24 protein-coding genes and 1 riboswitch are annotated in these 22102 nt (G+C 46.5%); of the genes, 16 read left to right on the top strand and 8 right to left on the bottom strand.

The features are described 5' to 3' along the window. Positions 1 to 345 precede the first annotated feature (345 nt). Positions 346 to 870: a DUF3087 domain-containing protein gene (locus VCHENC03_RS08470; protein ID WP_009706848.1), complete on the bottom strand. Its 525-nt coding sequence runs from the start codon at positions 868 to 870 to the stop codon at positions 346 to 348. 158 nt (positions 871 to 1028) lie between these two features. Between VCHENC03_RS08470 and trmY the strand changes: the two genes are divergently transcribed. Beyond that, positions 1029 to 1628: a tRNA (pseudouridine(54)-N(1))-methyltransferase TrmY gene (gene trmY / locus VCHENC03_RS08475; RefSeq protein ID WP_005374282.1), complete on the top strand. Its 600-nt coding sequence runs from the start codon at positions 1029 to 1031 to the stop codon at positions 1626 to 1628. A 77-nt stretch (positions 1629 to 1705) separates the two neighbouring features. On the opposite strand, the gene VCHENC03_RS08480 is transcribed toward trmY, so the two are convergent. Together VCHENC03_RS08480 and VCHENC03_RS08485 are read right to left on the bottom strand one after the other, a co-directional pair. Continuing rightward, a complete protein-coding gene (locus VCHENC03_RS08480) occupies positions 1706 to 3049 on the bottom strand; it encodes a TldD/PmbA family protein (RefSeq protein ID WP_009706847.1) in 1344 nt (447 codons plus the stop codon). Then, the gene (locus VCHENC03_RS08485; protein WP_009706846.1) at positions 3049 to 4434 is read right to left on the bottom strand and encodes a TldD/PmbA family protein; all 1386 of its coding nucleotides are present in this window, start codon (positions 4432 to 4434) and stop codon (positions 3049 to 3051) included. Before VCHENC03_RS08485 ends, VCHENC03_RS08480 begins: the two co-directional genes overlap by 1 nt. Before the next feature lie 356 nt (positions 4435 to 4790). After that, positions 4791 to 4901, top strand: a riboswitch (TPP riboswitch). Positions 4902 to 5005: 104 nt separating this feature from the next. Between VCHENC03_RS08485 and thiD the strand changes: the two genes are divergently transcribed. From thiD to VCHENC03_RS08525, 8 genes are all read left to right on the top strand, one after another. Continuing rightward, a complete protein-coding gene (thiD, locus tag VCHENC03_RS08490; RefSeq protein ID WP_009706845.1) occupies positions 5006 to 5878 on the top strand; it encodes a bifunctional hydroxymethylpyrimidine kinase/phosphomethylpyrimidine kinase in 873 nt (290 codons plus the stop codon). Continuing rightward, complete coding sequence (locus VCHENC03_RS08495; protein ID WP_009706844.1) at positions 5868 to 6623, top strand: ABC transporter ATP-binding protein; 756 nt, start codon at positions 5868 to 5870, stop codon at positions 6621 to 6623. Before thiD ends, VCHENC03_RS08495 begins: the two co-directional genes overlap by 11 nt. Next, positions 6616 to 7416, top strand: a complete 801-nt coding sequence (locus VCHENC03_RS08500; protein WP_009706843.1) for an ABC transporter permease — start codon at positions 6616 to 6618, stop codon at positions 7414 to 7416. Before VCHENC03_RS08495 ends, VCHENC03_RS08500 begins: the two co-directional genes overlap by 8 nt. 47 nt (positions 7417 to 7463) lie before the next feature. Further along, positions 7464 to 8414, top strand: a complete 951-nt coding sequence (locus VCHENC03_RS08505; protein ID WP_009706842.1) for an ABC transporter substrate-binding protein — start codon at positions 7464 to 7466, stop codon at positions 8412 to 8414. A gap of 54 nt (positions 8415 to 8468) precedes the next feature. Beyond that, a complete protein-coding gene (gene tenA, locus VCHENC03_RS08510) occupies positions 8469 to 9137 on the top strand; it encodes a thiaminase II (protein ID WP_009706841.1) in 669 nt (222 codons plus the stop codon). A gap of 12 nt (positions 9138 to 9149) precedes the next feature. Next, a complete protein-coding gene (gene thiM, locus VCHENC03_RS08515) occupies positions 9150 to 9941 on the top strand; it encodes a hydroxyethylthiazole kinase (protein ID WP_009706840.1) in 792 nt (263 codons plus the stop codon). A 62-nt stretch (positions 9942 to 10003) separates the two neighbouring features. Continuing rightward, entirely contained in the window at positions 10004 to 10618 is a 615-nt protein-coding gene (thiE, locus tag VCHENC03_RS08520; protein ID WP_009706839.1) for a thiamine phosphate synthase, read from the top strand. Between the two features lie 188 nt (positions 10619 to 10806). Then, entirely contained in the window at positions 10807 to 11532 is a 726-nt protein-coding gene (locus VCHENC03_RS08525) for a phosphatase PAP2 family protein (protein WP_009706838.1), read from the top strand. Between the two features lie 87 nt (positions 11533 to 11619). Here VCHENC03_RS08525 and VCHENC03_RS0126075 read toward each other — a convergent pair whose 3' ends face one another. Further along, the gene (locus VCHENC03_RS0126075; RefSeq protein ID WP_009706837.1) at positions 11620 to 11853 is read right to left on the bottom strand and encodes a hypothetical protein; all 234 of its coding nucleotides are present in this window, start codon (positions 11851 to 11853) and stop codon (positions 11620 to 11622) included. A gap of 321 nt (positions 11854 to 12174) precedes the next feature. On the opposite strand from VCHENC03_RS0126075, the gene VCHENC03_RS08530 reads away from it, so the two are divergent. Then, the gene (locus tag VCHENC03_RS08530; protein WP_009706836.1) at positions 12175 to 13338 is read left to right on the top strand and encodes a sensor histidine kinase; all 1164 of its coding nucleotides are present in this window, start codon (positions 12175 to 12177) and stop codon (positions 13336 to 13338) included. Positions 13339 to 13519: 181 nt separating this feature from the next. On the opposite strand, the gene VCHENC03_RS08535 is transcribed toward VCHENC03_RS08530, so the two are convergent. Both VCHENC03_RS08535 and VCHENC03_RS08540 read right to left on the bottom strand, forming a co-directional pair. Beyond that, positions 13520 to 15967 carry a molybdopterin guanine dinucleotide-containing S/N-oxide reductase gene (locus tag VCHENC03_RS08535; protein ID WP_005435330.1) on the bottom strand — a complete coding sequence of 816 codons (2448 nt, stop codon included), beginning with the start codon at positions 15965 to 15967 and terminating at the stop codon, positions 13520 to 13522. Positions 15968 to 15990: 23 nt separating this feature from the next. Beyond that, positions 15991 to 17085, bottom strand: a complete 1095-nt coding sequence (locus VCHENC03_RS08540) for a NapC/NirT family cytochrome c (protein WP_009706835.1) — start codon at positions 17083 to 17085, stop codon at positions 15991 to 15993. Positions 17086 to 17316: 231 nt separating this feature from the next. Between VCHENC03_RS08540 and VCHENC03_RS08545 the strand changes: the two genes are divergently transcribed. The 6 genes from VCHENC03_RS08545 (at position 17317) to VCHENC03_RS08570 (ending at position 20793) form a co-directional block, all read left to right on the top strand. After that, positions 17317 to 17868 carry a GNAT family N-acetyltransferase gene (locus VCHENC03_RS08545; protein WP_032802846.1) on the top strand — a complete coding sequence of 184 codons (552 nt, stop codon included), beginning with the start codon at positions 17317 to 17319 and terminating at the stop codon, positions 17866 to 17868. Positions 17869 to 17913: 45 nt separating this feature from the next. Continuing rightward, complete coding sequence (locus VCHENC03_RS08550; protein WP_009706833.1) at positions 17914 to 18645, top strand: SDR family oxidoreductase; 732 nt, start codon at positions 17914 to 17916, stop codon at positions 18643 to 18645. Positions 18646 to 18654: 9 nt separating this feature from the next. After that, entirely contained in the window at positions 18655 to 19119 is a 465-nt protein-coding gene (locus VCHENC03_RS08555) for a GNAT family N-acetyltransferase (protein ID WP_009706832.1), read from the top strand. 118 nt (positions 19120 to 19237) lie between these two features. Further along, the gene (locus VCHENC03_RS08560; RefSeq protein WP_009706831.1) at positions 19238 to 19708 is read left to right on the top strand and encodes an HAD family hydrolase; all 471 of its coding nucleotides are present in this window, start codon (positions 19238 to 19240) and stop codon (positions 19706 to 19708) included. Between the two features lie 60 nt (positions 19709 to 19768). Next, complete coding sequence (locus VCHENC03_RS08565) at positions 19769 to 20269, top strand: GNAT family N-acetyltransferase (RefSeq protein WP_009706830.1); 501 nt, start codon at positions 19769 to 19771, stop codon at positions 20267 to 20269. Between the two features lie 74 nt (positions 20270 to 20343). Continuing rightward, positions 20344 to 20793, top strand: coding sequence for a GNAT family N-acetyltransferase (locus tag VCHENC03_RS08570; protein WP_032802845.1), 450 nt, complete (start codon positions 20344 to 20346; stop codon positions 20791 to 20793). Positions 20794 to 20807: 14 nt separating this feature from the next. Here the strand turns inward: VCHENC03_RS08570 and VCHENC03_RS08575 are convergent, their stop codons facing one another. Both VCHENC03_RS08575 and VCHENC03_RS08580 read right to left on the bottom strand, forming a co-directional pair. Next, entirely contained in the window at positions 20808 to 21467 is a 660-nt protein-coding gene (locus VCHENC03_RS08575; RefSeq protein ID WP_009706829.1) for a hypothetical protein, read from the bottom strand. Positions 21468 to 21535: 68 nt separating this feature from the next. Beyond that, positions 21536 to 21979, bottom strand: a complete 444-nt coding sequence (locus VCHENC03_RS08580; RefSeq protein WP_009706828.1) for a c-type cytochrome — start codon at positions 21977 to 21979, stop codon at positions 21536 to 21538. Between the last annotated feature and the right edge of the window lie 123 nt (positions 21980 to 22102).

Genomic DNA, 22102 nt, shown 5'->3' with positions numbered 1-22102 from the left:
TAATTGGATTATCATCAACGAGTGCCCACACAGATTGATAGGTCTATATTGTTAAAGAGCTTGCTTCGTAAGCTTTGCTATCGAAGCGGAGGCGTATTCTAAGGAATTAATTCTTAGTGTCAAACACTTTTTCAAATTAATTTTTAGAAGCTTTTCTTTCGCCTCATTGCCAACTGCTTTTGCGTTTCCGCTTTACCCTGACAACGGAGGCGCATTATAGGGAGATGATTTTTCTTGGCAACCCTTTTTTAGAAAAAACTTTAAAAAAAAGCGTCGAGTGATGAAATCTCACTCAAACGCTTATTTTTAACACTTAGTTGTTAACTTAACGTAGCAAATAGGCAATCAATATGTGTCAATCCAAGACTCTTCAAAGTTTGTAATATCAAGATCCAGTGACTTCGCTGCTTCTATTTGCTCAATTGTCTCTAATTCTTTATTTACACTGCTCATCGTCAATGTGTTGTTGTCTAACTCAAACACCTGACTTTGAGTCGTATAGTAGAACTTAAGTATCGTCAGCGCTTTTACATCGTGCTCAGCAGAAGCGGCTTTAATGCTTTTCAGTTTGCGAAAGATCTTGTTGTGCAGCTGCTTGAGTTTCCAGACATACAACACTTCTTCCATATAAGGGCGTGTTTTGAATTGGTTTAACAAAGACAGTGAAGTAGCTAAGGCAAGCACAACACCAATCAGGTTCCAGTGAAAGTTCCCCGTCGACTGTTCAGGTACTACATCTGTATTACCGAACAAAACGATCAATAGCGTACTAAAAGCAAGAGAAGAGATAGCAAGCAAGGCAACAAAGCCACCAATCACTAGGTTGACCTTCTTTCTATAGACTTGTTTGTTTATTTTTTTGATTTCCATATACCGCTCCTAACAGGTTGCCTCTATTCTAACCAGCACACTCCGCACGACAATCGAAGCTTTGTAAGTAAGTTCACATTTGCTATTAAACTCGCATCCCTTCCCTGCTTGGGTATATACTTCCGCGCATTCACTCTTCCTATATAGAGGCTAAATTCATGCGCTCTTTTGTTTTACGAGCTCGCGCGGCGCCAACCACCAGCAAAGCACTGTTAGAAGGTGTTGGTAATGAAGCGCATACAGAGATTCTTGCTCATACCATGATGAACACTATGTTCGTTGCTCAATCACACCGTGAAGATGTGGTTGTTCACTTGGTTTTAGAAAGCACAAAAGATTTCTCACGCACCATTACTATTCGCTCTAACGACATCACCAACATTGGTGGCTTCCATGAGTCAACCTTGATTGCAGCAGTGGCTCGCGCTTTGGATGCTTCGGTTGGTATGGGCAAAGAGCAACTTCGTGAAGTCGAACCTGGTATCACCGTTCGTACCGTCAGTTTTGAACGACTAGTGCAAGAACTGGCAGAAGATCACCAACTATATATGTTGGATAAAAAAGGCGAATTTGTTCGTGATGCAGAAATCGGTGGAAACCCATGTTTCTTGCTAACTGACCATATTCCGATGCCGAAGAAGTCTTTTAACAGCTTGAAGCGCCTTGGCACAGAGAAGATCAGCTTAGGTCCTAAGATGCTTTTCGCTTCTCAGTGTGTGGTATTGATCCACAATGAGTTGGACATTCGCGAATTTTAATTCTCGGGAGTTAATCACTCTATAAAAGAAAGAGGACTCCCTTGAGTCCTCTTTTTGTTTCTATAGGAATGCTAAGTTTACTTACCACCAATGCTCAAACGGGCAAACCGAACGTCTGGCGAGAAGAAAGTGCGGCTATCGTTAATTAACTGAGTATCACCCACAGCCTCAACTTCTTGCAGCATCTTGTAGAAGTTACCCGCTACAGTGATACCACGCACTGGTTGAATGCGCTCACCATCACGGCACAAGAAGCCACTTGCACCAAATGAGAAATCACCACTCACTGCATCCGCACCAGAATGGGCACCTTGAAGTTCGACTAACTCTAGGTACTCACCCGCTTTTACTTCTGATGCACTGCTGTTACCTGTCGCAATCACTTTGTGATTTGCTGATACATCTAAGCTCGATTTTGCACCGCGAGCGGCACTTGCTGTCGAGACTGCGCCCAAGTAACTTGCAGTCTGGCTGTTGTGTAACAAGGTTTTCAACTCACCATTAGCAATCATCACATTGTCTTGAGTAGCAAAGCCTTCACTATCAAAACTTGCGATTGCCATACCATTTGGCATGTAAGCCGTATCAGTAAAGGTAATCAAATCACTCGCAACACGTTGACCAAGCTTGTCACCCAGTGGCGTAATGCCTTTCATCGCGCTTACGCCAGAGAAAGCACTGCCGAAAGCACCGAATAAACTTGCTAGCGCATTGATGTGGAAAATAGCAGGGTAGTTACCTGTCGCAACCGGAGCGCCTTCCAGAAGATCACGAGCAAGGTTGTAGCCACCTTCGATACAGTAAGCTGGATTCAACTCATCAAAACGGCGACCAAGTGACATTCTGCCCGCCATTGACTGTTTGCCGTCTTTTTCAAACAAGGTATACGCGTAACAAGTGAACGAGCGCTCGAAGTGTTGACACAATGTGCCTTGAGTATTGGCAATGATTAGTTGTGTTTCGCCATCGCTGTAACCATTGTAAGGTGCGCTAGAAGCGTGAGGTAGAGCCACTACGCCTTGCTCAAGAGCGAGAGACAGTTCGATTTTTTCGTCAACAGAAGTGGTATCTTCTTGCGCAATCTCAGCAACATCAGTCGCGATGTGGCTGTTCACGCAACTAATGGTCTGATGTTCATCTTGCTTGGAAAAGCGAGCGCTTTGCAGCGCGTTAGTCAGCATCAAATCTAAGCTTGGTTGCTCTAACGACTCAGAATAGCTTGTTGCAACGCGCGCATCTTTCACAACACGAACACCCAGAACTTGGCTTGAGCTTACTTTGTACTCATCCAGCTTTCCTTGGTTCGCTTTCAGAGAAAAGCTGCTGTTGCGGTTTACAATGACGTCCGCTTCTGCGCCTTGGCGTTTTGCTTCTGATAGGACGTAATCAACCGCATTAAGAAGTTGTTGTTCTTGGCTCATTAGTTACCGCCTCCTACCAGAATGTTATCGACTTTCAGCGTTGGCTGACCGACTGTTGTTGGTACTGAACCACTTACTGAACCACACATGCCCGGCGCAAGCGCCATGTCTTTGCCGACCATGCTGATTTCTTTCAACACTTTTGGACCCGTGCTGATCAGCGTTGCTGTTTTCAGAGGCTTGGTGATTTTGCCATTTTCAATGAGATAAGCTTCACGAACAGCAAAGTTAAACTCACCCGTACCCGGTTGAACCGAGCCACCGCCCATCTTCTTCGCATAGATACCACGCTCGATGCCAGCCAGCATGTCATCAAGTGAATGCTCGCCCTCTTCGATAAAGGTGTTACGCATACGCGAGGTTGGTGCGAACTTGTAGTTTTGACGACGACCAGACCCCGTAGGTCCGTAACCCGTCTTCATGCCACCCATTTTATCGACCATAAAGCTGGTTAGCTTACCGTCTTTGATCAATTGAGTGCGCTGAGTCTTCATGCCTTCGTCATCAACATGAATCGAGCCCCATTCGTTGGTCATGGTGCCATCATCGACTGCATTCACTGCGGTATGAGCAACCATTTCGCCCATCTTGTCGTGGAATACTGAAGCTTTCTTCGCAACCGAAGTGGTTTCTAGCAAGTGGCCACACGCTTCGTGGAAGATTACGCCACCAAAGCCGTTACCAATCACCACTGGCATTTCACCCGATGGACAAGCATCTGCGCCAAGTTTTACCAACGCTTGCTGCGCGATAGTTTGACCTAGCTCTTTCGCATCAAGCTGTTCACTGAACTCCCAACCAGCAAGAGCGCCAGGACCTTCCATACCAGAAGACTGCTCATTACCTTTTTGAGCGACAGTATTACCAGCAACTCGGATGTAGTGGCGAGTATCGTCAACGTGTAGACCTTCTGAGTTGAAGATAGACACTTGTTGTTCACGCTGAAGCACACTACCAATGAACTGGCTGATATGTTCACTCTCTGCGCGTGCTGCTTGGTCAACTTGCAATAGGAAAGCGATTTTAGAATCTAGATTAGCGTCTTTGCCAAGTGGCATACGACAACCATGTTGAATTGGGTAGCGGTTTAGATTGAGAGAACCTGCTGACGCGATTTGTTCACGCTTATCTTTTGCAGCAAGCAGTGAGGTTACGCGTTTAAGTTCGGCCTCATCGGTGCTGTTGGTGTAACCGTAAAGCACTTTATGACCGAAGAAGAGACGAATACCGATACCAAAATCGATACCCGAGTTCACCTTGTCCACCTCTCCAGATGCGATCTGGACAGTGTTGGTTTGATGGTGTTCAACGAATAGCTCAGCGAAATCAGCCCCTAAAAAGAGGGCATGATCGATCACCGCTTTCGCTGTTACAGAATTAAGCATGAAATCTCCTTGCTCGTTGATCGTCCTAGCCTTCCCCACCTTTGAGTTAGACTCTGTTTATAACAGTCACAACCTAAATTGGATGACTCAAAAGCATATTGGCAACGCATTAAATATTAACACTTTTTTAACCTTGTTTTATGCTAATCCTTGCTAAGTCAAAGAACGAATCGTTACGTATTATGTCGACATCTCACTATTAGATAGTGTCTTGAGCTGCCAGTTTCAATGCAGCACGTTATTTACGCTAAATTCGGTTCTCTCGTTACTGCTCTCAAGTCTCATATTTAATCGATTGCCCCCTCTTGGCCGGAAAAAACACGTGCACCGTAACTGAGTGAACTGCTATTATCTTGACGAAATAGTCGGGGGGCCCATGCAGTGAATGCGTCGGCTGAGATCGAAATTCGAGACCCGTTGAACCTGATTCAGTTAGCACTGACGTAGGGAACTATCATCACTTTGCCACTAGCCTGCTTCAAGTCTGTATCGACGCAGCTAGCCTCAACGGATCCATACACCGATCTTCAATGGCCAAGTCAGTTCCTTTACGTCTGTAATAGGAGCGACCATGGCGCAGCAGTCAAGCCAAGAAAAACCATCAACACAGCCACGAGCAGCAACTTCAACAGACACACCGATTGTGTTGACGATTGCAGGTTCTGATAGTGGCGGCGGCGCAGGCATTCAAGCCGACATCAAAGCGATGTCAGCAACCGGCAGTTTTGCTTGCTCGGTAATCACGGCGATTACTTCGCAAAATACCCAAGGCGTTTCTGCGATTTTCCCCATTCCTCTCGACCATGTAGAGAGCCAACTTGATGCGGTATTTACCGACCTCAACATCGTTGCAGTCAAAGTAGGCATGCTGGCCGACTCCAACATCATCAAAGTTGTTGCCAACAAAATTAAACAATACCAGCCAAAACACCTCGTGATTGACCCTGTAATGGTGGCCACCAGCGGCGATCTATTACTGGAACAGTCGGCAATCAGCACTTTAAAAGAAGAATTGATTCCGCTCGCAGACATCATTACCCCTAACCTACCCGAAGGCGCAGCATTGACGGGTAAGCCAGTTCCTCAGTCAGAATCTGAAATGAACGATATGATCGCTGATTTACGCGCGCTCGGTGCAAAGGCGGTACTGTTAAAAGGCGGCCACTTAGAAAAAGACGAAAACAGCAACGATCTGCTGATCATGCAAGACAGCGCCGAGTTAATCAGCGCTAAACGCTTTCCAACCAAAAACACCCATGGCACAGGCTGCACGCTGTCTTCAGCTATCGCGTCTTACCTTGGCCAAGGCAACAACCTGCACAAAGCGGTGCACCTAGGTAAGCAGTACATCAGCCAAGCTATCGCACACGCTGATGAATTGGATGTCGGTAAAGGTCACGGCCCTGTGAACCACTTTTTTGCAGGTCACACGCATGTGCGCTAATGCACTCGGCATTCAGCTTAACGAAGCAAGTCTGCAATACAAAGACAGCCAAACACCAACATTAGCAGGGTTGAGTATGACTATCCCTGCTAATCAATGGACTGTGTTACTTGGTCGCAGTGGTTGCGGAAAAACGACGATCCTTCGTTATCTCGCAGGGTTATTAGACGACAAAGTCGAATGGCATGGTGAATTAACCACAACGGATGGCATCGCCCTGCACGAGCGTATTGCCTACATGGCACAACAAGACTTGTTGTTGCCGTGGTTAAATGTGTTAGACAACGTCTGCCTAAGTTCTCGATTTTCTCAAGACCAAGCACCAGAGCAAAACAAACAACGTGCACTGACTTTACTCAGCCAAGTAGGACTCGCAGATTACGCGGATGCTAAGCCAGCTCAGCTCTCTGGCGGCATGAGACAACGTGTTGCCCTTGCTCGCACTCTGATGCAAGACAAGCCTTTGGTTCTGATGGATGAGCCCTTCTCTGCGCTGGATGCGGTTACTCGCCATAAGTTGCAAACCTTATCTGCCGAATTATTGAAAGATAAGACGGTTGTTCTGATTACCCACGACCCACAAGAAGCGGTGCGATTAGCTGACCAACTCTATGTACTGCAAGGCACGCCTGCGCAAGCTCAGCACTTAGTCGTTCCAGACTCCAAGCCGCCACGAGTTCTCGATGGAGAGTGCGCGGCGCTACAACAAGCGATTTTGGATCAACTGGAGAAAGACTATGAGTGATATGACTCAGTACAACTCCGTTTCGGCGCGCATTAGTAAAAAAGAACGCGTGACCCATCCGGCTCTACGATTGGTCATCAGCACAGCGGTGATCTTGGGATTGTGGCAGTTGGTTGTTGTGGTATTCGACATGCCAAGCTTCATCTTACCTTCACCAATTGAAGTGCTGGATAGATTGGTCACTCGTTACGATGTCCTGCTCAAACATACTTGGGTTACCGCGCAAGAGATTTTACTTGGCTTGGCGCTTGGATTATCAATGGGTTTGCTGTTCGCATTGCAAATGCTGATGTTCGAGCCGCTGAAGCGTTGGTTACTGCCAATTCTGATTGCTAGCCAAGCGATCCCTGTGTTCGCCATAGCGCCAGTGCTCATGCTTTGGCTGGGTTACGGCATTGCATCAAAAGTAGTCATGGCGGCGATCATCATCTTTTTCCCCGTCACGACATGTTGCTACGACGGCTTACGCAATACACCAACAGGTTACCTCGACCTTGCCAAGACCATGGGCGCGTCTAAATGGCAGTTACTTCGTCATATTCAATTGCCAGCCGCCCTACCAACTTTAGCTTCGGGTATTCGTGTTGCCGTCGTTATTGCGCCAATTGGAGCAGTGGTCGGTGAGTGGGTAGGTTCAAGTGAAGGCTTGGGTTATCTGATGCTCCAAGCTAACGCTCGAATGATCATTGATGAGATGTTTGCAGCGCTGTTTATCCTCGCCGTGCTGTCTATCTCACTCTACTTCATCACCGATAAATTATTGAAAAAAGCCATCCCTTGGGAAAGCAAGTAATTACAGAAAATAACCAAAGAAAATTGGGAAAGAAAAGGAAGAACCCCGTGAACAAAAACAAACTTATGAGCGCTGCTGCTCTACTCGCTTCAGTGGTATCAACCAACGTGCTTGCAGCTGAAAAAGAGATGACACTGATGTTGGATTGGTTCGTCAATCCAAACCATGGTCCTATCGTGATTGCCAAAGAACGTGGTTACTTCAAAGAGCAAGGTTTGAAGGTCAACATTCAGGAGCCGGCAGATCCAAGTACACCTCCTAAGTTGGTCGCTGCTGGCAAGGTCGACATGGCGATTTCTTACCAACCAAGCCTGACCATCGATGTCGCGACTGGTTTGCCACTAATCCGCTCTGCGACTTTGATTGCTACGCCACTCAACACGCTGATGGTGTTGGACAACGGTAAGAATGAAAACCTTGGCGACTTAAAAGGCAAGAAGATCGGTATTGCGATCGCAGGCAACGAAGAAGCAACAATCGGCACCATGCTAGCTCAAGAGAACGTGAAGTTTTCTGACGTACAAATCATCAACGTAGGTTGGGCGCTGTCTTCGTCTCTTGCGTCTGGCAAGGTGGATGCGATTTGGGGCGGTCTACGTAACTTCGAAACCAACCAACTGGCACTAGAAGGTTATAAAGCTAAGGCCTTCTTCCCTGAAGAACACGGCGTGCCAGCGTATGACGAGTTAGTCTTCGTAGCCAATGCAAAAACCTACGACAAAGAAGCCATCAAGGCATTCAACAAAGCGCTAGAGCAAGCGACCACTTACATCGTTAACCATCCAAAAGAGTCGTGGAAAGAGTTCGTGGCTTATTCACCAGACACCCTCAACAACGATCTTAACCAACGCGCTTGGAACGACACGCTAACTCGTTTTGCTCTTCGTCCATCTGCAGTAGATCTGAAACGCTACGATGATTATGCCGAATTCATGTATTCACAAAACATCATCGAAACACTGCCAAAAGCAAAAGATTACGTGCCGAGCTTTGACTAATGCTACTGACCTTAGGATCTAAGCCTAGGGTCTTTTGATAACGAGATACCCATAATGAAATACCAAGATTTGATCGACGCTTGCCGCCAAGATTGGCAAGAATACACTGAGCATGCTTTCGTGCAGCAATTGGCGCAAGGCACTCTGGCTCAGCCTTGTTTTCTGCATTACCTAAAGCAGGATTTTCTTTTCCTAAAACAGTATGCACGAGCTTACGCATTAGCGATCTACAAAGCACGTACTTTGGATGACATGCGCCGCGCTCTCCCAAGCGTACATGCATTGCTCGATTCTGAAATCGCCCACCACGTGACTTACTGTGAGCAATGGGGACTGACAGAATCCGACTTAGAAAATGAGCCAGAAGACTTCGGCACGGTAGCTTATACCCGTTACGTATTAGATGCTGGCATGACCGGCGATCTTGTTGATCTTTACGCAGCACTTGCTCCTTGCTCTATCGGTTATGCCGTTATCGGTAAGATGCTGATTGAAGATGAAAAGACAGTAATCGAAGGCAACCCATACGCAAGTTGGATCAAACTCTACGGTGGTGAAGAGTTCCAATCTGGTGTCGCAAAAGGTGCAGAACACTTTAATCAGTTATTGGCGGAAATCGATATCAAGAGCCAGCGTGGTCAAAACCTGATTCAGGTATTCAAAACTGCAACGCGTATGGAAGTGGCATTCTGGCAACAAGGCCTGAACGCTCAGCAAGATTAATCGGAGAGTCTCATGTTAATTGAACAAATCACCCAAGCATTAACCGCAGTACGCCAGCAAAAGCCATTAGTCGTCAACATCACTAACTACGTGGTGATGAACAACACGGCAAACGCGCTATTGGCTATCGGCGCTTCTCCAATCATGGCGCACTCCAAACAAGAGATGGCAGAGATGATGTCGTTCGCTGGCGCGCTGGTTATCAACATCGGTACCTTAGACAGCGTTTGGACACCGCGTATGAGCTATGCCGTAGAGCAAGCCAATACCAATGGTAAAATCGTTGTACTCGACCCTGTCGGTTGCGGAGCAAGCTCACTACGTACCGAGACATCACGTGAGATCGCACGCCTTGCAGACAAGCTGATCATTCGTGGTAACGCCTCAGAAATCATCGCTCTCGCTGGCGAACAAGCACAAAGCAAAGGCGTCGATGCGTTAGACAGCAGCGACGCAGCACTTGGCGCAGCCAACTTCCTAGTCGCAGAGTATGGTGCAAGTGTGGTGATTTCTGGCGAAACTGATTACATCGTCACGAAAGGGCAAACCGTGCAACTGAACAATGGTCACGAGATGATGCCATACGTAACCGGAATGGGTTGTACGCTAACGGCTCTTACAGGCGCTTTTGCTGCTGTTGGTGATAACACCGGACTTGCTGCAGCGGCGGTACTGGGCGTTGTTGGCGAGATTGCAGCGGAACAAGCTCGCGGCCCAGGTAGCCTGCAAATGAACCTGTTGGATGAGCTTTACCAGCTAGATGAAGAAACTCTGGCCAAACGCCTAAAACTGCAAGTGAACTAAGCTTTTCTCTGTCAAATACCAGCCTCTCATTTCATCTAGATGAGAGGCCCAAAGGAAACAAAATGAATGCCTATCGTTTATATTTGGTCACCGATGACCAACAAGATTTAGCCACACTAAAGCGTGTTGTGAGAAAAGCCGTGGAAGGTGGCGTGACCATGGTTCAAGTCCGCGAAAAACACGGCGATGTGCGCGCGTTTATCGAACGTGCTCAAGCCGTCAAAGACATCCTTAAAGATACCGATGTGCCCTTGATCATCAATGACCGCGTTGATGTCGCACTGGCAGTTGATGCGGATGGGGTTCACCTCGGGCAATCAGACATGCCCGCAACTATCGCTCGTGAGTTGATTGGACCAAACAAAATCCTCGGCTTATCCATCGAAAATGAAGAGCAGCTTGCAGAAGCCGACTCTCTGCCGATTGATTACATCGGTTTGAGCGCTATCTTCGCGACGCCAACCAAAACCAACACCAAGAAGTTCTGGGGTATTGATGGCTTGAAGATGGCGTTAGAGACGACTTCACTGCCGATTGTTGCCATTGGCGGCATTAACGAAAGTAACATTCCGCAGCTTAGCGCCACTGGTGTTCATGGCTTGGCTTTGGTTTCAGCAATTTGCCACGCAGAAGATCCCAAAGCAGCATCGGAGTATCTATTGGGGTTGATGAGCTAACCTTGCTCACTCCAGAACAAAGCGCTTATGGATGAGCGCGTTCACTTCTCAAAACTTTCAACAGTCCCTCCTTTCACAACGAAGACTTGCGATGTCACTTTCACGCTCGAATTGACAGAGCGTTGATAAGTTTTTCACATCGATTGTCGTAAGATAGCCGCCTATTTTCGACTGCTGTATGACTTTTCATGAAAACTAAAAAATACGGTTTGATGATGCTCGCCTTGTTCATTCTTGGCATCATCCCACTTTCGCTGTTTGCCTCGTATCACGATCTTACTTCTCACGTTTCTGACGGCACTGGCATTCTCTTTACTCTGCTAACCGATTCTGCGGGCAGTAAAGGCTTTTTGATCACGCTTACGCTGTTGGTATTGTCGCTTTACCGCTTCAAACCGAGTCAGTCTGATTGGATGCAAAAACTGTCCATGCTGGGATTGTTACTGGTGATTGGTTTTGCCAGCAAAACAGGCTTAAAGCTGATGACAGAAAGCCCGCGTCCCTACACTGAACTGCTTGCCGCAGAGCAATTGATTGAACACCCAGAAGCGTTTTATCAGTTGGAGACTGAACAACAAGCGAGTGTGATTGGTGAGATCTCCGAAAAAGTCAGTGAATGGCGTACTCGTCACTGGCAAGGTGAAAAAGACTATTCCTTCCCATCTGGTCATACTATTTTCGTTTCTATCTGTTTAGCCTTCTTTGGTGGGTTATTTTTGCAGAACAAGTGCTATATCTCTGCTGCTACCTTATGGGTATGGGCAATGGGCGTAGCGTACAGTCGCTTGTGGCTCGGTATGCACAGAATTGAGGATTTGGTTGGTTCAGTGGTATTTGTCGCCATCGTGTTTACTTTGCTGCCAGCATTCCAAGTCACCAAGAAAATGCCTTTTGTGACTCTCGCTAAGTCATAACGAGACATCCTCCACTCAAGCATTATTCAGCTCCAGAAATGCAAAAACGCCCGACCATAGGACACTATGCGTCGGGCGTTTTGTTATCTACGCGACATCCAAATCAGAGGCTAGTGAGTAGCACTCTTGTGCTCGCACAGCACCGCTTGGAACTTGATTCGCGATCAACGCAGACAAAACCGTAAACTGCCACTGGTGTTGGCATTCTGAGTTACTGCAATGAACCTGATACAACAAGTTCATTTCAAAAGCGCCTTGTTTATACGCCATAAACTGTGTTCGACACACTTGGCAGCTCACATAAGTTATCGCTACTTTCATACGCATTCCCTTCGATAAAAGTAATCCATTAAAAATCCAATCACTGAAAACACTTCCCTTCCCTCCGCTTTGGATCTGGAAAGTCATTTTCATATTTTGTTCATAGAGCCATGTTATTTGAGAACGCGTGAAGCATTCGTGAAGAAAATAAATAACGCACATTCAATGGGTGTGATATCCCTGTGAGGATGAACGAATTATTTCCGCATACTCTTTCTATTTTTCGACAAGGATAAATTTATGGATATTAGGGCAATAATCAAACCGGTTCATAAAGAAGCCCCCAGTATTTACGCTAAAATACGTTGGAGTTTTACTAGGATGGCATTCATTATTGCCCTGTTTTTCTGGACGATTATTTACATCGCCGAAAGTAAGTTTGAATCTCTGAGCTTAAATCATTGGTTGGAAAAAGAAGCAGAGCTGTATTTGCACAACTACCAACAGTTTCAGCACCTCGCACCTCCACCAAACTCTTTGGTATTTGATTTCTACTGGTCGTTAACACATGTACCTGAATGGCTCGCGATTCACACTCAATTGGGGTTTTATGGCCAAGAAGTGCGCTCCGATGAAAAGAGCTTCGGTGTGTTCCATCACCCTTCAGGAAAAGGGCTGATGTACATTGTATTCAAAGGCGATTCTGATGAATTCAGGGATGAGTACGAGAGCGCTTTGCATCACTTTACGCTTTATTCCGTTGCCATCCTTTGTTTAGTGATGTTTCTGTATGGCATTCACATTGTTCGTATTCTCTCCCGCCCACTCAACGTGATCGTCAATAAAATAGACCGCATGCCGCCCCAGTACGAAGATTTTGAAGTGGAAACCCGATTTAGTGAAACGCGTTATATTGAGCAAGCTCTTGTAGACGGCAAGAAGCACATTGCGCATAACTTTCAACGCGAACAAGAGTTCAACCGCTTCGCTTCTCATGAGCTCCGAACGCCAATCATGGTCATAAAAGGATCAGCCGATATCTTGAATCGCGTATCGGATTTGCCGCGCGTTGCCCTCAAGTCAATTCAGCGTACGCAGCGAGCTTGTGAAGACATGAGAGTATTGACCGAGGTGTTCCTGTTGCTGGGAAAGGAAGAGATAAACTCACGTCATTTTGAGCAAGTCGACTTGGCAAAGTGTATAGAAAAACAACTCGAAGAAGTTGGAACACTGTTTATTAAAGAAGGCGCTCAGCACCACTTTCAGCAGCAAGGCAATATTCACTTGTTTGCGCCAAAGAGCTTCATATCAATCGTCATCAACAACCTAGTTAAAAATGCATTCAGCTATAGCTCTGGTGATGTCTTCATTGATCTGAATGACCACCGCTTACAAGTCAGAAATCAATTTGAAGCCGATAATGAAAATAGTTCGGGGTACGGATATGGATTAATCATTATTGAGCGAATTTGTGAGCGGATGAATTGGCAATTTACTCACCGTACTGAAGCCAAACAATTTATTGCCCAAGTCATCTTCACTTAATGGTTTTATTTTAATTACCCAAGCTGTAACTCAATTTACTATCTGGAATTGGATGGCTTATTGTTTGATTCTGTCTTGATAAGACTCTGTTGAGAGTTAAGAAGTAAATACAAAGAAGCCAGCGTATCGCTGGCTTCTTGTTTTAAACATCGAGTGATGAATTTGCTAATTAGCGTTCACATTAACCGTTCTTAGGCGGTGTGAATGCTGTTAGCTCTAGCACTGGACCTTCGTACTTCTCGATACGAACCAATGCAGAGTTCGCCGCACAACCGTTCGCAAGGCGAGAGGTTGGAATATCGAGCGTCAGAACGTTACAACCACCGTTTTTACAGATGCCTGTTTTCGGGTCTAGATCTGGCCAACCACCTTCGTGAATACAAACAGAGCCTTGCTTGATGCCATCAGTCACCAATGCACCAACCAGAACTTGACCACGGCCGTTGAAGGCACGAACAAGATCGCCGGTCTTAATGCCACGCGCTTTTGCGTCTTCTGGGTGGATTGAAATCGGCTCACGGTCAGCAATCGCGTACTCTTCACGAATCTTCGCGTAATTGAACTGGCTGTGCAGACGATGCGCTGCGTGCGCTGTCATTAACTGAAGTTCACCATCAGTGGCATTACCTGTGTACTCTGTTGGCTCCATCCATGTTGGGTGTGGAGGACAGTCTTCTAGCTGGTAGCCTTCAATCGTCTTAGAGAAGATCTCGAATTTACCACTTGGCGTACCTAATGGGCTCATGATTGGGTTTTCACGGAATTCAGCGTAACGAACGAACTGCGCGTTCTTCTCGTTCCACTTCATTTCGATCAACTGGTTATCTTCCCAGAATTTGCTGAAGTTTGGCATTGCGATGCGTTGGCCACGACCGCCTTGCTGCGCCGCTTTGTAGAAGCCGTACAACCACTCCATTTCAGTCTTGCCTTCGGTGTAAACATCACGACCACCCGGAGCAAGTAGTTCTGCCATGTCCGCGAATACATCGAAGTCATTACGAGCTTCACCTTGAGGTTCAACCACTTGCTTCATCGGCACTAGGTGTTGGTTACTGTAGTCACCTGTCATGGTCATATCGTTACGCTCGAACGATGTGGTGATAGGTAGAACAATATCCGCGTGCTTCGCTGCCGCTGTCCAGTATGGTTCAGAGATAACGATAAGCTCTGGTTTTTGCCACGCTTTGATCAGACGGTTAGTGTCTTGGTGGTGAGTAAAGTTCGCACCGCCTGCCCACCAAATCATCTTGATCTCAGGGAACGTTAACTCATGACCATTGTGGTGGTAGCTCATACCTGGGTTTTCTAGTGCTTCAACAATACGTGCCACTGGGAACGCGTTAACAGAACCAGAAACCGCCCAGTCGTTACCTGCAGAAGAACCGCCGCCTAGAGAAGCAGAAATAGCAGGAAGTACACCCGCATCACGTGAAGGGTTACCGCCGTTTGAGTAGTGGTAAGAGAAACCAAAACCACCACCCGGTAGACCAACTTGGCCCAGCATAGTTGCTAGCGTTACCAGCATCCAGTGACGTTGCTCACCGTATTGCTGACGCTGCATACCCCAGCCCGCCATAAGCATTGTGCGGTTTTTGCTGAAGATGTCTGCAAGCAGCTCAAGTTGCTTAACCGGCACGCCACAAATCTTAGATGCCCATTCTGCAGATTTCTCAACGCCGTCTTCTTTACCCATTAGGTAAGCTTCGAATACGTCGTAACCTGTGGTGTATTTTGCTAGGAATTCTTTGTCGTGCTTACCTTGTTTCACAAGCGTATGCGCGATACCCATCATCATCGCCACGTCCGTCATTGGGTGTGGAGCGATCCACTGTGCGTTGTCACCGAAAAACTCGATGGTCTCTGAACGCATTGGGTCGATAGCAATAACCGTCTTACCTGACTTCTTAAGCTGATGGAAGAACTCAAGGCCCGCACAGTCTGTTGAGCTCCAAGCGATTTTCAGTGTGTTGATTGGGTTAAGACCCCAAAGCACCACAACGTCACTGTGCTCAAGAACCACAGGGTAAGTCGTTTGCTGTTCGTAAACTTCAATAGAGCCTACCACGTGCGGCATGATCACCTGTGCTGCACCTGTAGAGTAGTCACCAAGGTGACCTGAGTAACCGCCCGCCATGCTCATGTATCGTTGTAGAAGCGTTTGTGCTTTGTGCAACACACCACTTGAACGCCAGCCGTAAGAACCAGCAAACACAGATTCAGCACCGTGCTCTTTACGAATGCGCATGTGTTGTTCGTGAATCAGTTTGTAAACTTCATCCCAAGACACGCGAACGAATTCATCGCTACCACGCACGCCTTCTGGCGCTGATGGGTTTGCCAAGTAGCCTTTACGTACCATTGGGTACTTAACACGAGCTTTAGTATGAACTTGGTCAGGGCCCGTAGTTTGAAGACTGTTTGGTACCGTTTGTGGCAATGCGTTTGTGGTTGAAACCAGCTTACCGTCTTTTACTTCACACAGCATTGGGCCCATGCGACCCGCTGTAAGTACACCTGAACCACGCTTATCAGACGCTAGCGCGCTCATTGGCGTCAATGAAGTGAAAGCCAGAGCACCAGCAGTAAGACCAGTGCCTTTTAGAAATCCGCGACGAGTTAAATTAGTCATAATCTTATCCTTCTATTTCTCTATTAGTGACCAACCACATCTTTCGCGTGGTGCTGGAAGAACTTAGTCAAAATTTCTAGGTTTTCTGCTGAAATATCAGTGCGATCACCCATACTCTTCGCTACAGGACCCCATGCGTTCACAGTAAAGTGATTTGAAGGAATTTTCGCGTGACAAGTTGCACAGTAAACGTTGTCCAACTCTTCTGCGTATGACCAAACCGGCTCTAGCGTATCAACCACTGGAGAATCGATCGTTGCCGTTAGAGAAACAGGACGCCACTCGTTGCCGTATACGTCTGCTTTGAACTCGCCAGCTTCAACTGCTTGTTGGCCTTGTTCAGATAGTGTTGCAACAATCGCGCGTTGACCTTCACCCATGTAAAGCACTTGCTCAGCGCCTTTCATTTGGAATGCATTGATCTTAACGGTGCGGTTGTCACCTTCCGCTTTCACAACGTTCAGTTTGGTTGTTGGGTTCACTGTACCAAAATCACCCATGCTGATAGATGTCACTGGGTAAACCACTTTCGCATCGGCTGCTGTTTTGGTTGTGAAGCTCATCAGTGTTTCAAACGCCTTGCTATCAAGTTCCGCTTCTGGAGCGAAGTGCGCTACACCTTTGTGACAATCGATACACGTTTGGTCATTCGCTTTGCCGTATGCGTGCATCTTCGCCGCATCACGTGATTGCTCGAACTCTTCCATTGCATCGAAGTCGTGACAAGAGCGACAGGTTGCCGAATCGTTTTCACGGAACTGCTCCCAAACCATCTCTGCAAGTTCAGTACGGTGTGCTTCGTACTTCTCTGGCGTGTCGATCTTACCTGTTACAAACTCATGGTAGATGTCTTTTGAAGCGCGGATTTTAGTGACCAAGTAATCCATTGGCTCTTTCGGAATGTGACAGTCTGAACATTCTGCGCGAATACCTTTGGCGTTACTGAAGTGCACTGAGCCTTGATACTCTTTGTAAGGGATTTCCATAGAGTGACAAGAGAGACAGAACTCAGTGTCGGATGTGTAATGCATCACTGCTGCGGTGCCACCTAAAGTTAGCCAGCCCACACCAATACCCACTGCCACCATTGCGGCGATATAACGTTTTTTAATTGACATAATTAGAAATAAATACTCACAAATTCACATGCTTTGTCGCATATTTACCTCTTTAGTAGTATCTGGTAATTGATCTGAGTCATACGTACACCCTAGGTGGTGACTTATTTTTCGTTATTGAGAGACTCCTTGGCATATTCCATTTTTCTGAAAAATCTTTCTTGACCGAACCTATTCGTCATAACGATAGATGTTGTTTATCAAAGCACTTTTGATATGTTTGTGTGAGATATGAAAACTCGATCACATGGAGGCGATTCAAACGTGTTATCTCTACCCATTTCTACCCCAAGAACTGAGCTTAAACCGCTAACGAAAAGTGATTGGGATCTGTATCGCCGCTTAAGTAGCGAACCACAAATCATTGCACTTTGTTTTGACCCGCCGACCGAAGACGAAATGCGCCAAAAGTTCGAATCACGGCTACCTACATGGACACCGCAAAGCGAGCATTGGTTGTGTTTGGTGATTTATGAAAAACAAAGCGCAAGACCAATCGGCATCACAGGCTTTGTATTGCAAGATGGCATTGCTGAAGTCGGGTATTTATTGCTGCCAGAGTTTTATGGCCAACAGTTGGGTACGGAATCTCTTACCGGTGTGATTGAGTGGGCGTTTAAGCAGCACAAGATTTCTCAGTTTTCCGCCACGGTCACAGAGGGCAATATTGGCTCTGAACGAGTGCTGGAAAAATGTGGCTTCACACTCACCGAGACCATCCCCGAAGCCTATGAAATAGGTGGGAGAAAGTACGCAGATAAGCTCTATTCGTTACAAAAATAATATTCACGACAAAAATAATATTCACGACAAAAATAAGGACGTATTTTGCAGAAAGTAGTCATCATCACAGGCGCAAGCCGAGGCATCGGAGCTGCAACCGCCAAATTACTCGCCAAACAAGGCTATGCCGTATGCGTTAACTATCGCGCGCAAGCCGAGGCTGCCGCGCAAGTTGTTCGTGAGATTGAGGAGGTTGGCGGTAAAGCCATCGCCATCAAAGCGGATGTTTCCGATGAGCAGCAGGTGCTCTCATTGTTTGAACAAACCGAACAAGCACTCGGAAAGGTCACTCATCTCGTCAACAACGTGGGCATCTTGTTCACCCAGTCTCGTCTTGCGGACATGAGCCTTGAGCGATTCCAAACCGTGATGAACGCTAATGTGACGAGCTGTTTTCTCTGTTGTAGAGAAGCAGCAAAACGATTTGAATCTGGCAATGCAATTGTTAATGTTTCTTCTGCCGCATCCCGCTCTGGTGCGCCGTTTGAGTACGTTGATTACGCAGCCTCGAAAGGCGCAATGGACTCGCTCACCAAGGGATTATCGTTAGAGTTGGCGGAGCAAAACATCCGCGTAAACGGGGTTCGCCCCGGCTGCATTTATACCGATATCCATGCCGATGGCGGCGAGCCGAATCGAGTCGACAGGCTCAGTGAAAAAATCCCTCTTAAGCGAGGAGGCACGGTAGATGAAGTGGCCAATGCCATCGCGTGGCTACTCAGTGATGAAGCGTCTTATGTCACAGGCTCGTTTATCGATCTAGCTGGCGGAAATTAAGGAACAGTAATGAAAATCAGATCAGCGACACCCGACGATCTCAATGCGCTCTTTGTATTAAACACGCAAATTAGCGAACTTCACTTTCGTCATGCGCCACACACTTTTGTACCACCTTCTGAAGAAGACAGGAGCTTTCTCGCAGATGCGCTGGCCGATGATGCTCGATTGGTGCTCATTGCAGAAGAAGGTCAACAAGCACTTGGCTTTATCACTGCGATCATTACCCAAAATGAAACCATCAGCTTTTTAATCAAAGATCCGATTTGCCGTATTGGCACCATCGTCGTCGATGAAAATCAGAAGTCAAAAGGCGTTGGCCGAGCCTTAATGACGGCCGTTGAGCAATGGGCGCGCGAGTCAGGTGCAACTCAAGTCCGCTTAGAAGTCATGGAGTTTAACCACAATGCGCAGCAGTTTTACGACAAACTGGGCTTTGCTCCCAACTCCCGTCTTATGATGAAATGTTTGTAATGATCACGACATTTAAGCGAATTTCAGCGTTAAAGCTAACGTGAATCGCATTTATCTTCCGCGCTTTCCTTCCCTTTTCGAAAAGACGATATGATGTACGAATAAAGGAGATTCGAACATGATTTATCTTTTCGATTGGGGAAACACCTTGATGGTCGATTTTCCTCACGCACAAGGAAAAATGTGCGATTGGGAACACGTTGAAACCGTTCCTCAAGCCAAAGAGACTCTGGCTCAACTCACACAACATCACCAAGTTTATATCGCGACCAGCGCATCAGATTCCGCGATGGAAGATGTTCAAAAAGCCTTTCAACGAGTCGGGCTCGACCAATACCTTTCTGGCTACTTTTGCTTTGCAAACCTTGGGATTGCCAAGAATCAGCCTGATTTTTATCTTGCGGTCGCAAAACAATTGGGCGTTGAGGCGAGCCAACTTACCATGGTTGGCGACTTACCAGAAAAAGACATTTACCCAGCAATGGACGCAGGGTTAAACATCGTTTGGTTCAATCCTCATAACCTCCCTGCGCCAAGCAACCCCGTCCCAAATCAAATACGTTGTTTGTCTGAGTTGCTAAGCACCTGACCAACGTACGCACAAATGCACTTGAGCCACTAAACTTTATGCACCAATCAAGGAAGATGAATGCAGATTAGACCGATTACCGTCAACGACATTGACCACTTTATTTCGCTCTGGAATCGCGTTTATGAGGAAGGAGAATACTTACGCTCGCCAGCGCCAGACAAAGCGATGCTGAGTGAGGTAATCACTCGTGTAGAAAAAGAATCCATTCCCCAATTTGTGGCCTTCGATGGAAAACGCCTAGTCGGCAGCATCGAAATCTTCCCAGCCGAAATGTGTGGCTACGAAGGAGGAGAGTTCGCTAAAACGGGCATTCTCGGCATTCATATTGACCGCTACTACCGAAACCAAGGGTTAGGAAAAAAGCTACTCACCACCGCCATTCAAAGCGGTTGGCAATATGGCTATGACACTATTGCGTTGAATGTTTACAAAACCAACCACCCTGCGATTGCTTTATATGAGAAGTTTGGCTTCGAGCATTGTGGCGAGTTAGGTGAAGTGCTATTGCCTAACGGCAAATATCTGATGAGTCAGAAAATGGTCTTAAAGCACCCGTAAGTTGATTCTAGTAGCAAGACCACATTGCCTTTGCGATATACTGATCGGAACTCAATATTTACCGCGTACTTGTGATGATTGAATATAAACCCTTATCGCCAAATCAAATCCCGATGGCTTTGCTATTAGAAGCAGATCCAGACCAAGACAACGTTAATCGCTATCTTGCAAACTCATTGAGTTTTGTTGCGGTGGAAGAGAACCAGATCGTCGGAGCATGCGTGGTGCTTCCGCTTTCAGAAACGCAGGCTGAAATCATGAACGTCTCAGTCGCACCTACGCATCAACAACGTGGTATTGGCTCAGATTTATTGCGATTTGCCATTGAAGAGTTAAAAGGCGAATCTTTTCAAAAGTTGATATTAGGAACGGGGACGTTTGGTTACCAACTGACTTACTATCAACGCTTGGGTTTCAGGGTAGAGAGCGTGGATAAAGATCACTTCTTACTCCACTACCCAGAACCAATTTGGGAGAACGGAATCCAGCACAAAGACATGCTGCGTCTGTATCTAGACCTTTAAACATAAAGGCTTAGTTAGCTTTTCATATCCAACTTTTTACCCAAGTATTCAATTTCAAAAGTCGCATACCCAAGCTGTACCGCTTCAAAAGAGTACATCAGGTTTTGCGCCTGCTGGGCATCTTTCGCCAATACGGCGACGGAGTAAATCGGACGCTCAACACCATTGTCCAACACTTGGGTATTGATGTAAGACGACGTGACTAAGCCGGAGTTGTTCAAGCTGATCACTCGCTGCAGATCGACTCCTAGTACACGGTCCATTTCTAACGCCTCAATGCCCTCTTTCCAACGCAACGTCACACTGTAGTTATCACTTTCTGGCGTGTTGTCTAACCATTTGGCGCCTAGTGGTTGAATGCTCGCGATCTTCACCAAATCTTGCTGGTACATGGGTAAGTCCTGCAATTTAGTCGCAACTTCCATCTTGTTATCAGCCGACAACACGAAACGCAGAATCTGTACTGGTTTACCATCGATACTGCTTGGTAAAACAAACATGTCTTTCACATCACCTTGTTCGATCAGTTGGCTAAAAGCCGCTTTCTGTTCTGGCAATGTTTTGAGAACCTTTCCCGAATCATTGGTGTTCCAAGCTAGTTCCACGCCGTAATCAGCAGCCAAGCTAGAGAAAGAAGCCACAGTAAGTGTGCTTAATAGAATGAGTTTTTTCATAAGGTTACCTTTCACTTAACGATTTTCTTTTTTGCTTCAATATAAATTCAATGTTGTGGATCGCTTGATTACCAACGACTGCGGTATGCACGATGACAGCTTCGGCAAGTACTCTGAGCTTGCTTAAGACCTGCCTCAGCCGATGAAACTTGTTGGTTCTGCGCAGCTTGATACAACTGTGCAAACCCTTCATCCATTTGCAGCATCAAGCGATTGAAGTTATCTGGTTTGCTCCACACTTCTTTCTTCGCTTTGCTCTCAGCTTGGCTTCCCTCAGGAAACGCTTGTTTCAGTTGCGCGCTGTGACGAGTGAGCTCAACACCAATCTGTTCTAGCGCGAACCAATCGGTATTGCTGCCTTTCAATGTCTTACTGACTTGTTTCGACAGGGACTCTATTTGCTCAAATGCATTCTGACGCGATTCAATTTGAGCGCTGAAGTCTTGGGCAAACACTGTTGTTGATACAAAGATGGTCGGTAAAAGTGCAATCAGTGCCAATGTCTTTTTCATTTCATACTCCTGGTTTTTCGTTCTTGCTGTGTGGCTGCAAATAAATTTACACAACAATCATTGCGTACGCAACTATTGTTGTGTAAATTACCGTAAAGAAGATCATCACACCGAGAAAAGATC

The sequence above is a fragment of the Vibrio sp. HENC-03 genome (genome assembly GCF_000305755.2).
In the GTDB taxonomy this organism is placed as follows: Bacteria; Pseudomonadota; Gammaproteobacteria; order Enterobacterales; family Vibrionaceae; genus Vibrio; species Vibrio owensii.
The sequence above is the reverse complement of the archived record's forward strand: the minus strand, read 5'-3'. Positions and strand labels throughout refer to the sequence as shown.

Bases quoted from the DNA above. Each gene is read 5' to 3' on its own strand.
- VCHENC03_RS08580 (WP_009706828.1), bottom strand. From the start codon at position 21,979: ATGAAAAAGACATTGGCACTGATTGCACTTTTACCGACCATCTTTGTA.
- VCHENC03_RS08500 (WP_009706843.1), top strand. From the start codon at position 6,616: ATGAGTGATATGACTCAGTACAACTCCGTTTCGGCGCGCATTAGTAAA.
- trmY (WP_005374282.1), top strand. From the start codon at position 1,029: ATGCGCTCTTTTGTTTTACGAGCTCGCGCGGCGCCAACCACCAGCAAA.
- thiM (WP_009706840.1), top strand. From the start codon at position 9,150: ATGTTAATTGAACAAATCACCCAAGCATTAACCGCAGTACGCCAGCAA.
- VCHENC03_RS08480 (WP_009706847.1), bottom strand. From the start codon at position 3,049: ATGAGCCAAGAACAACAACTTCTTAATGCGGTTGATTACGTCCTATCA.
- VCHENC03_RS08565 (WP_009706830.1), top strand. From the start codon at position 19,769: ATGCAGATTAGACCGATTACCGTCAACGACATTGACCACTTTATTTCG.
- VCHENC03_RS08570 (WP_032802845.1), top strand. From the start codon at position 20,344: ATGATTGAATATAAACCCTTATCGCCAAATCAAATCCCGATGGCTTTG.
- VCHENC03_RS08545 (WP_032802846.1), top strand. From the start codon at position 17,317: ATGAAAACTCGATCACATGGAGGCGATTCAAACGTGTTATCTCTACCC.
- VCHENC03_RS08530 (WP_009706836.1), top strand. From the start codon at position 12,175: ATGGCATTCATTATTGCCCTGTTTTTCTGGACGATTATTTACATCGCC.
- VCHENC03_RS08560 (WP_009706831.1), top strand. From the start codon at position 19,238: ATGATTTATCTTTTCGATTGGGGAAACACCTTGATGGTCGATTTTCCT.
- VCHENC03_RS08470 (WP_009706848.1), bottom strand. From the start codon at position 870: ATGGAAATCAAAAAAATAAACAAACAAGTCTATAGAAAGAAGGTCAAC.
- VCHENC03_RS0126075 (WP_009706837.1), bottom strand. From the start codon at position 11,853: ATGAAAGTAGCGATAACTTATGTGAGCTGCCAAGTGTGTCGAACACAG.
- VCHENC03_RS08495 (WP_009706844.1), top strand. From the start codon at position 5,868: ATGTGCGCTAATGCACTCGGCATTCAGCTTAACGAAGCAAGTCTGCAA.
- thiD (WP_009706845.1), top strand. From the start codon at position 5,006: ATGGCGCAGCAGTCAAGCCAAGAAAAACCATCAACACAGCCACGAGCA.
- VCHENC03_RS08575 (WP_009706829.1), bottom strand. From the start codon at position 21,467: ATGAAAAAACTCATTCTATTAAGCACACTTACTGTGGCTTCTTTCTCT.
- VCHENC03_RS08540 (WP_009706835.1), bottom strand. From the start codon at position 17,085: ATGTCAATTAAAAAACGTTATATCGCCGCAATGGTGGCAGTGGGTATT.
- VCHENC03_RS08485 (WP_009706846.1), bottom strand. From the start codon at position 4,434: ATGCTTAATTCTGTAACAGCGAAAGCGGTGATCGATCATGCCCTCTTT.
- VCHENC03_RS08555 (WP_009706832.1), top strand. From the start codon at position 18,655: ATGAAAATCAGATCAGCGACACCCGACGATCTCAATGCGCTCTTTGTA.
- VCHENC03_RS08535 (WP_005435330.1), bottom strand. From the start codon at position 15,967: ATGACTAATTTAACTCGTCGCGGATTTCTAAAAGGCACTGGTCTTACT.
- tenA (WP_009706841.1), top strand. From the start codon at position 8,469: ATGAAATACCAAGATTTGATCGACGCTTGCCGCCAAGATTGGCAAGAA.
- thiE (WP_009706839.1), top strand. From the start codon at position 10,004: ATGAATGCCTATCGTTTATATTTGGTCACCGATGACCAACAAGATTTA.
- VCHENC03_RS08525 (WP_009706838.1), top strand. From the start codon at position 10,807: ATGAAAACTAAAAAATACGGTTTGATGATGCTCGCCTTGTTCATTCTT.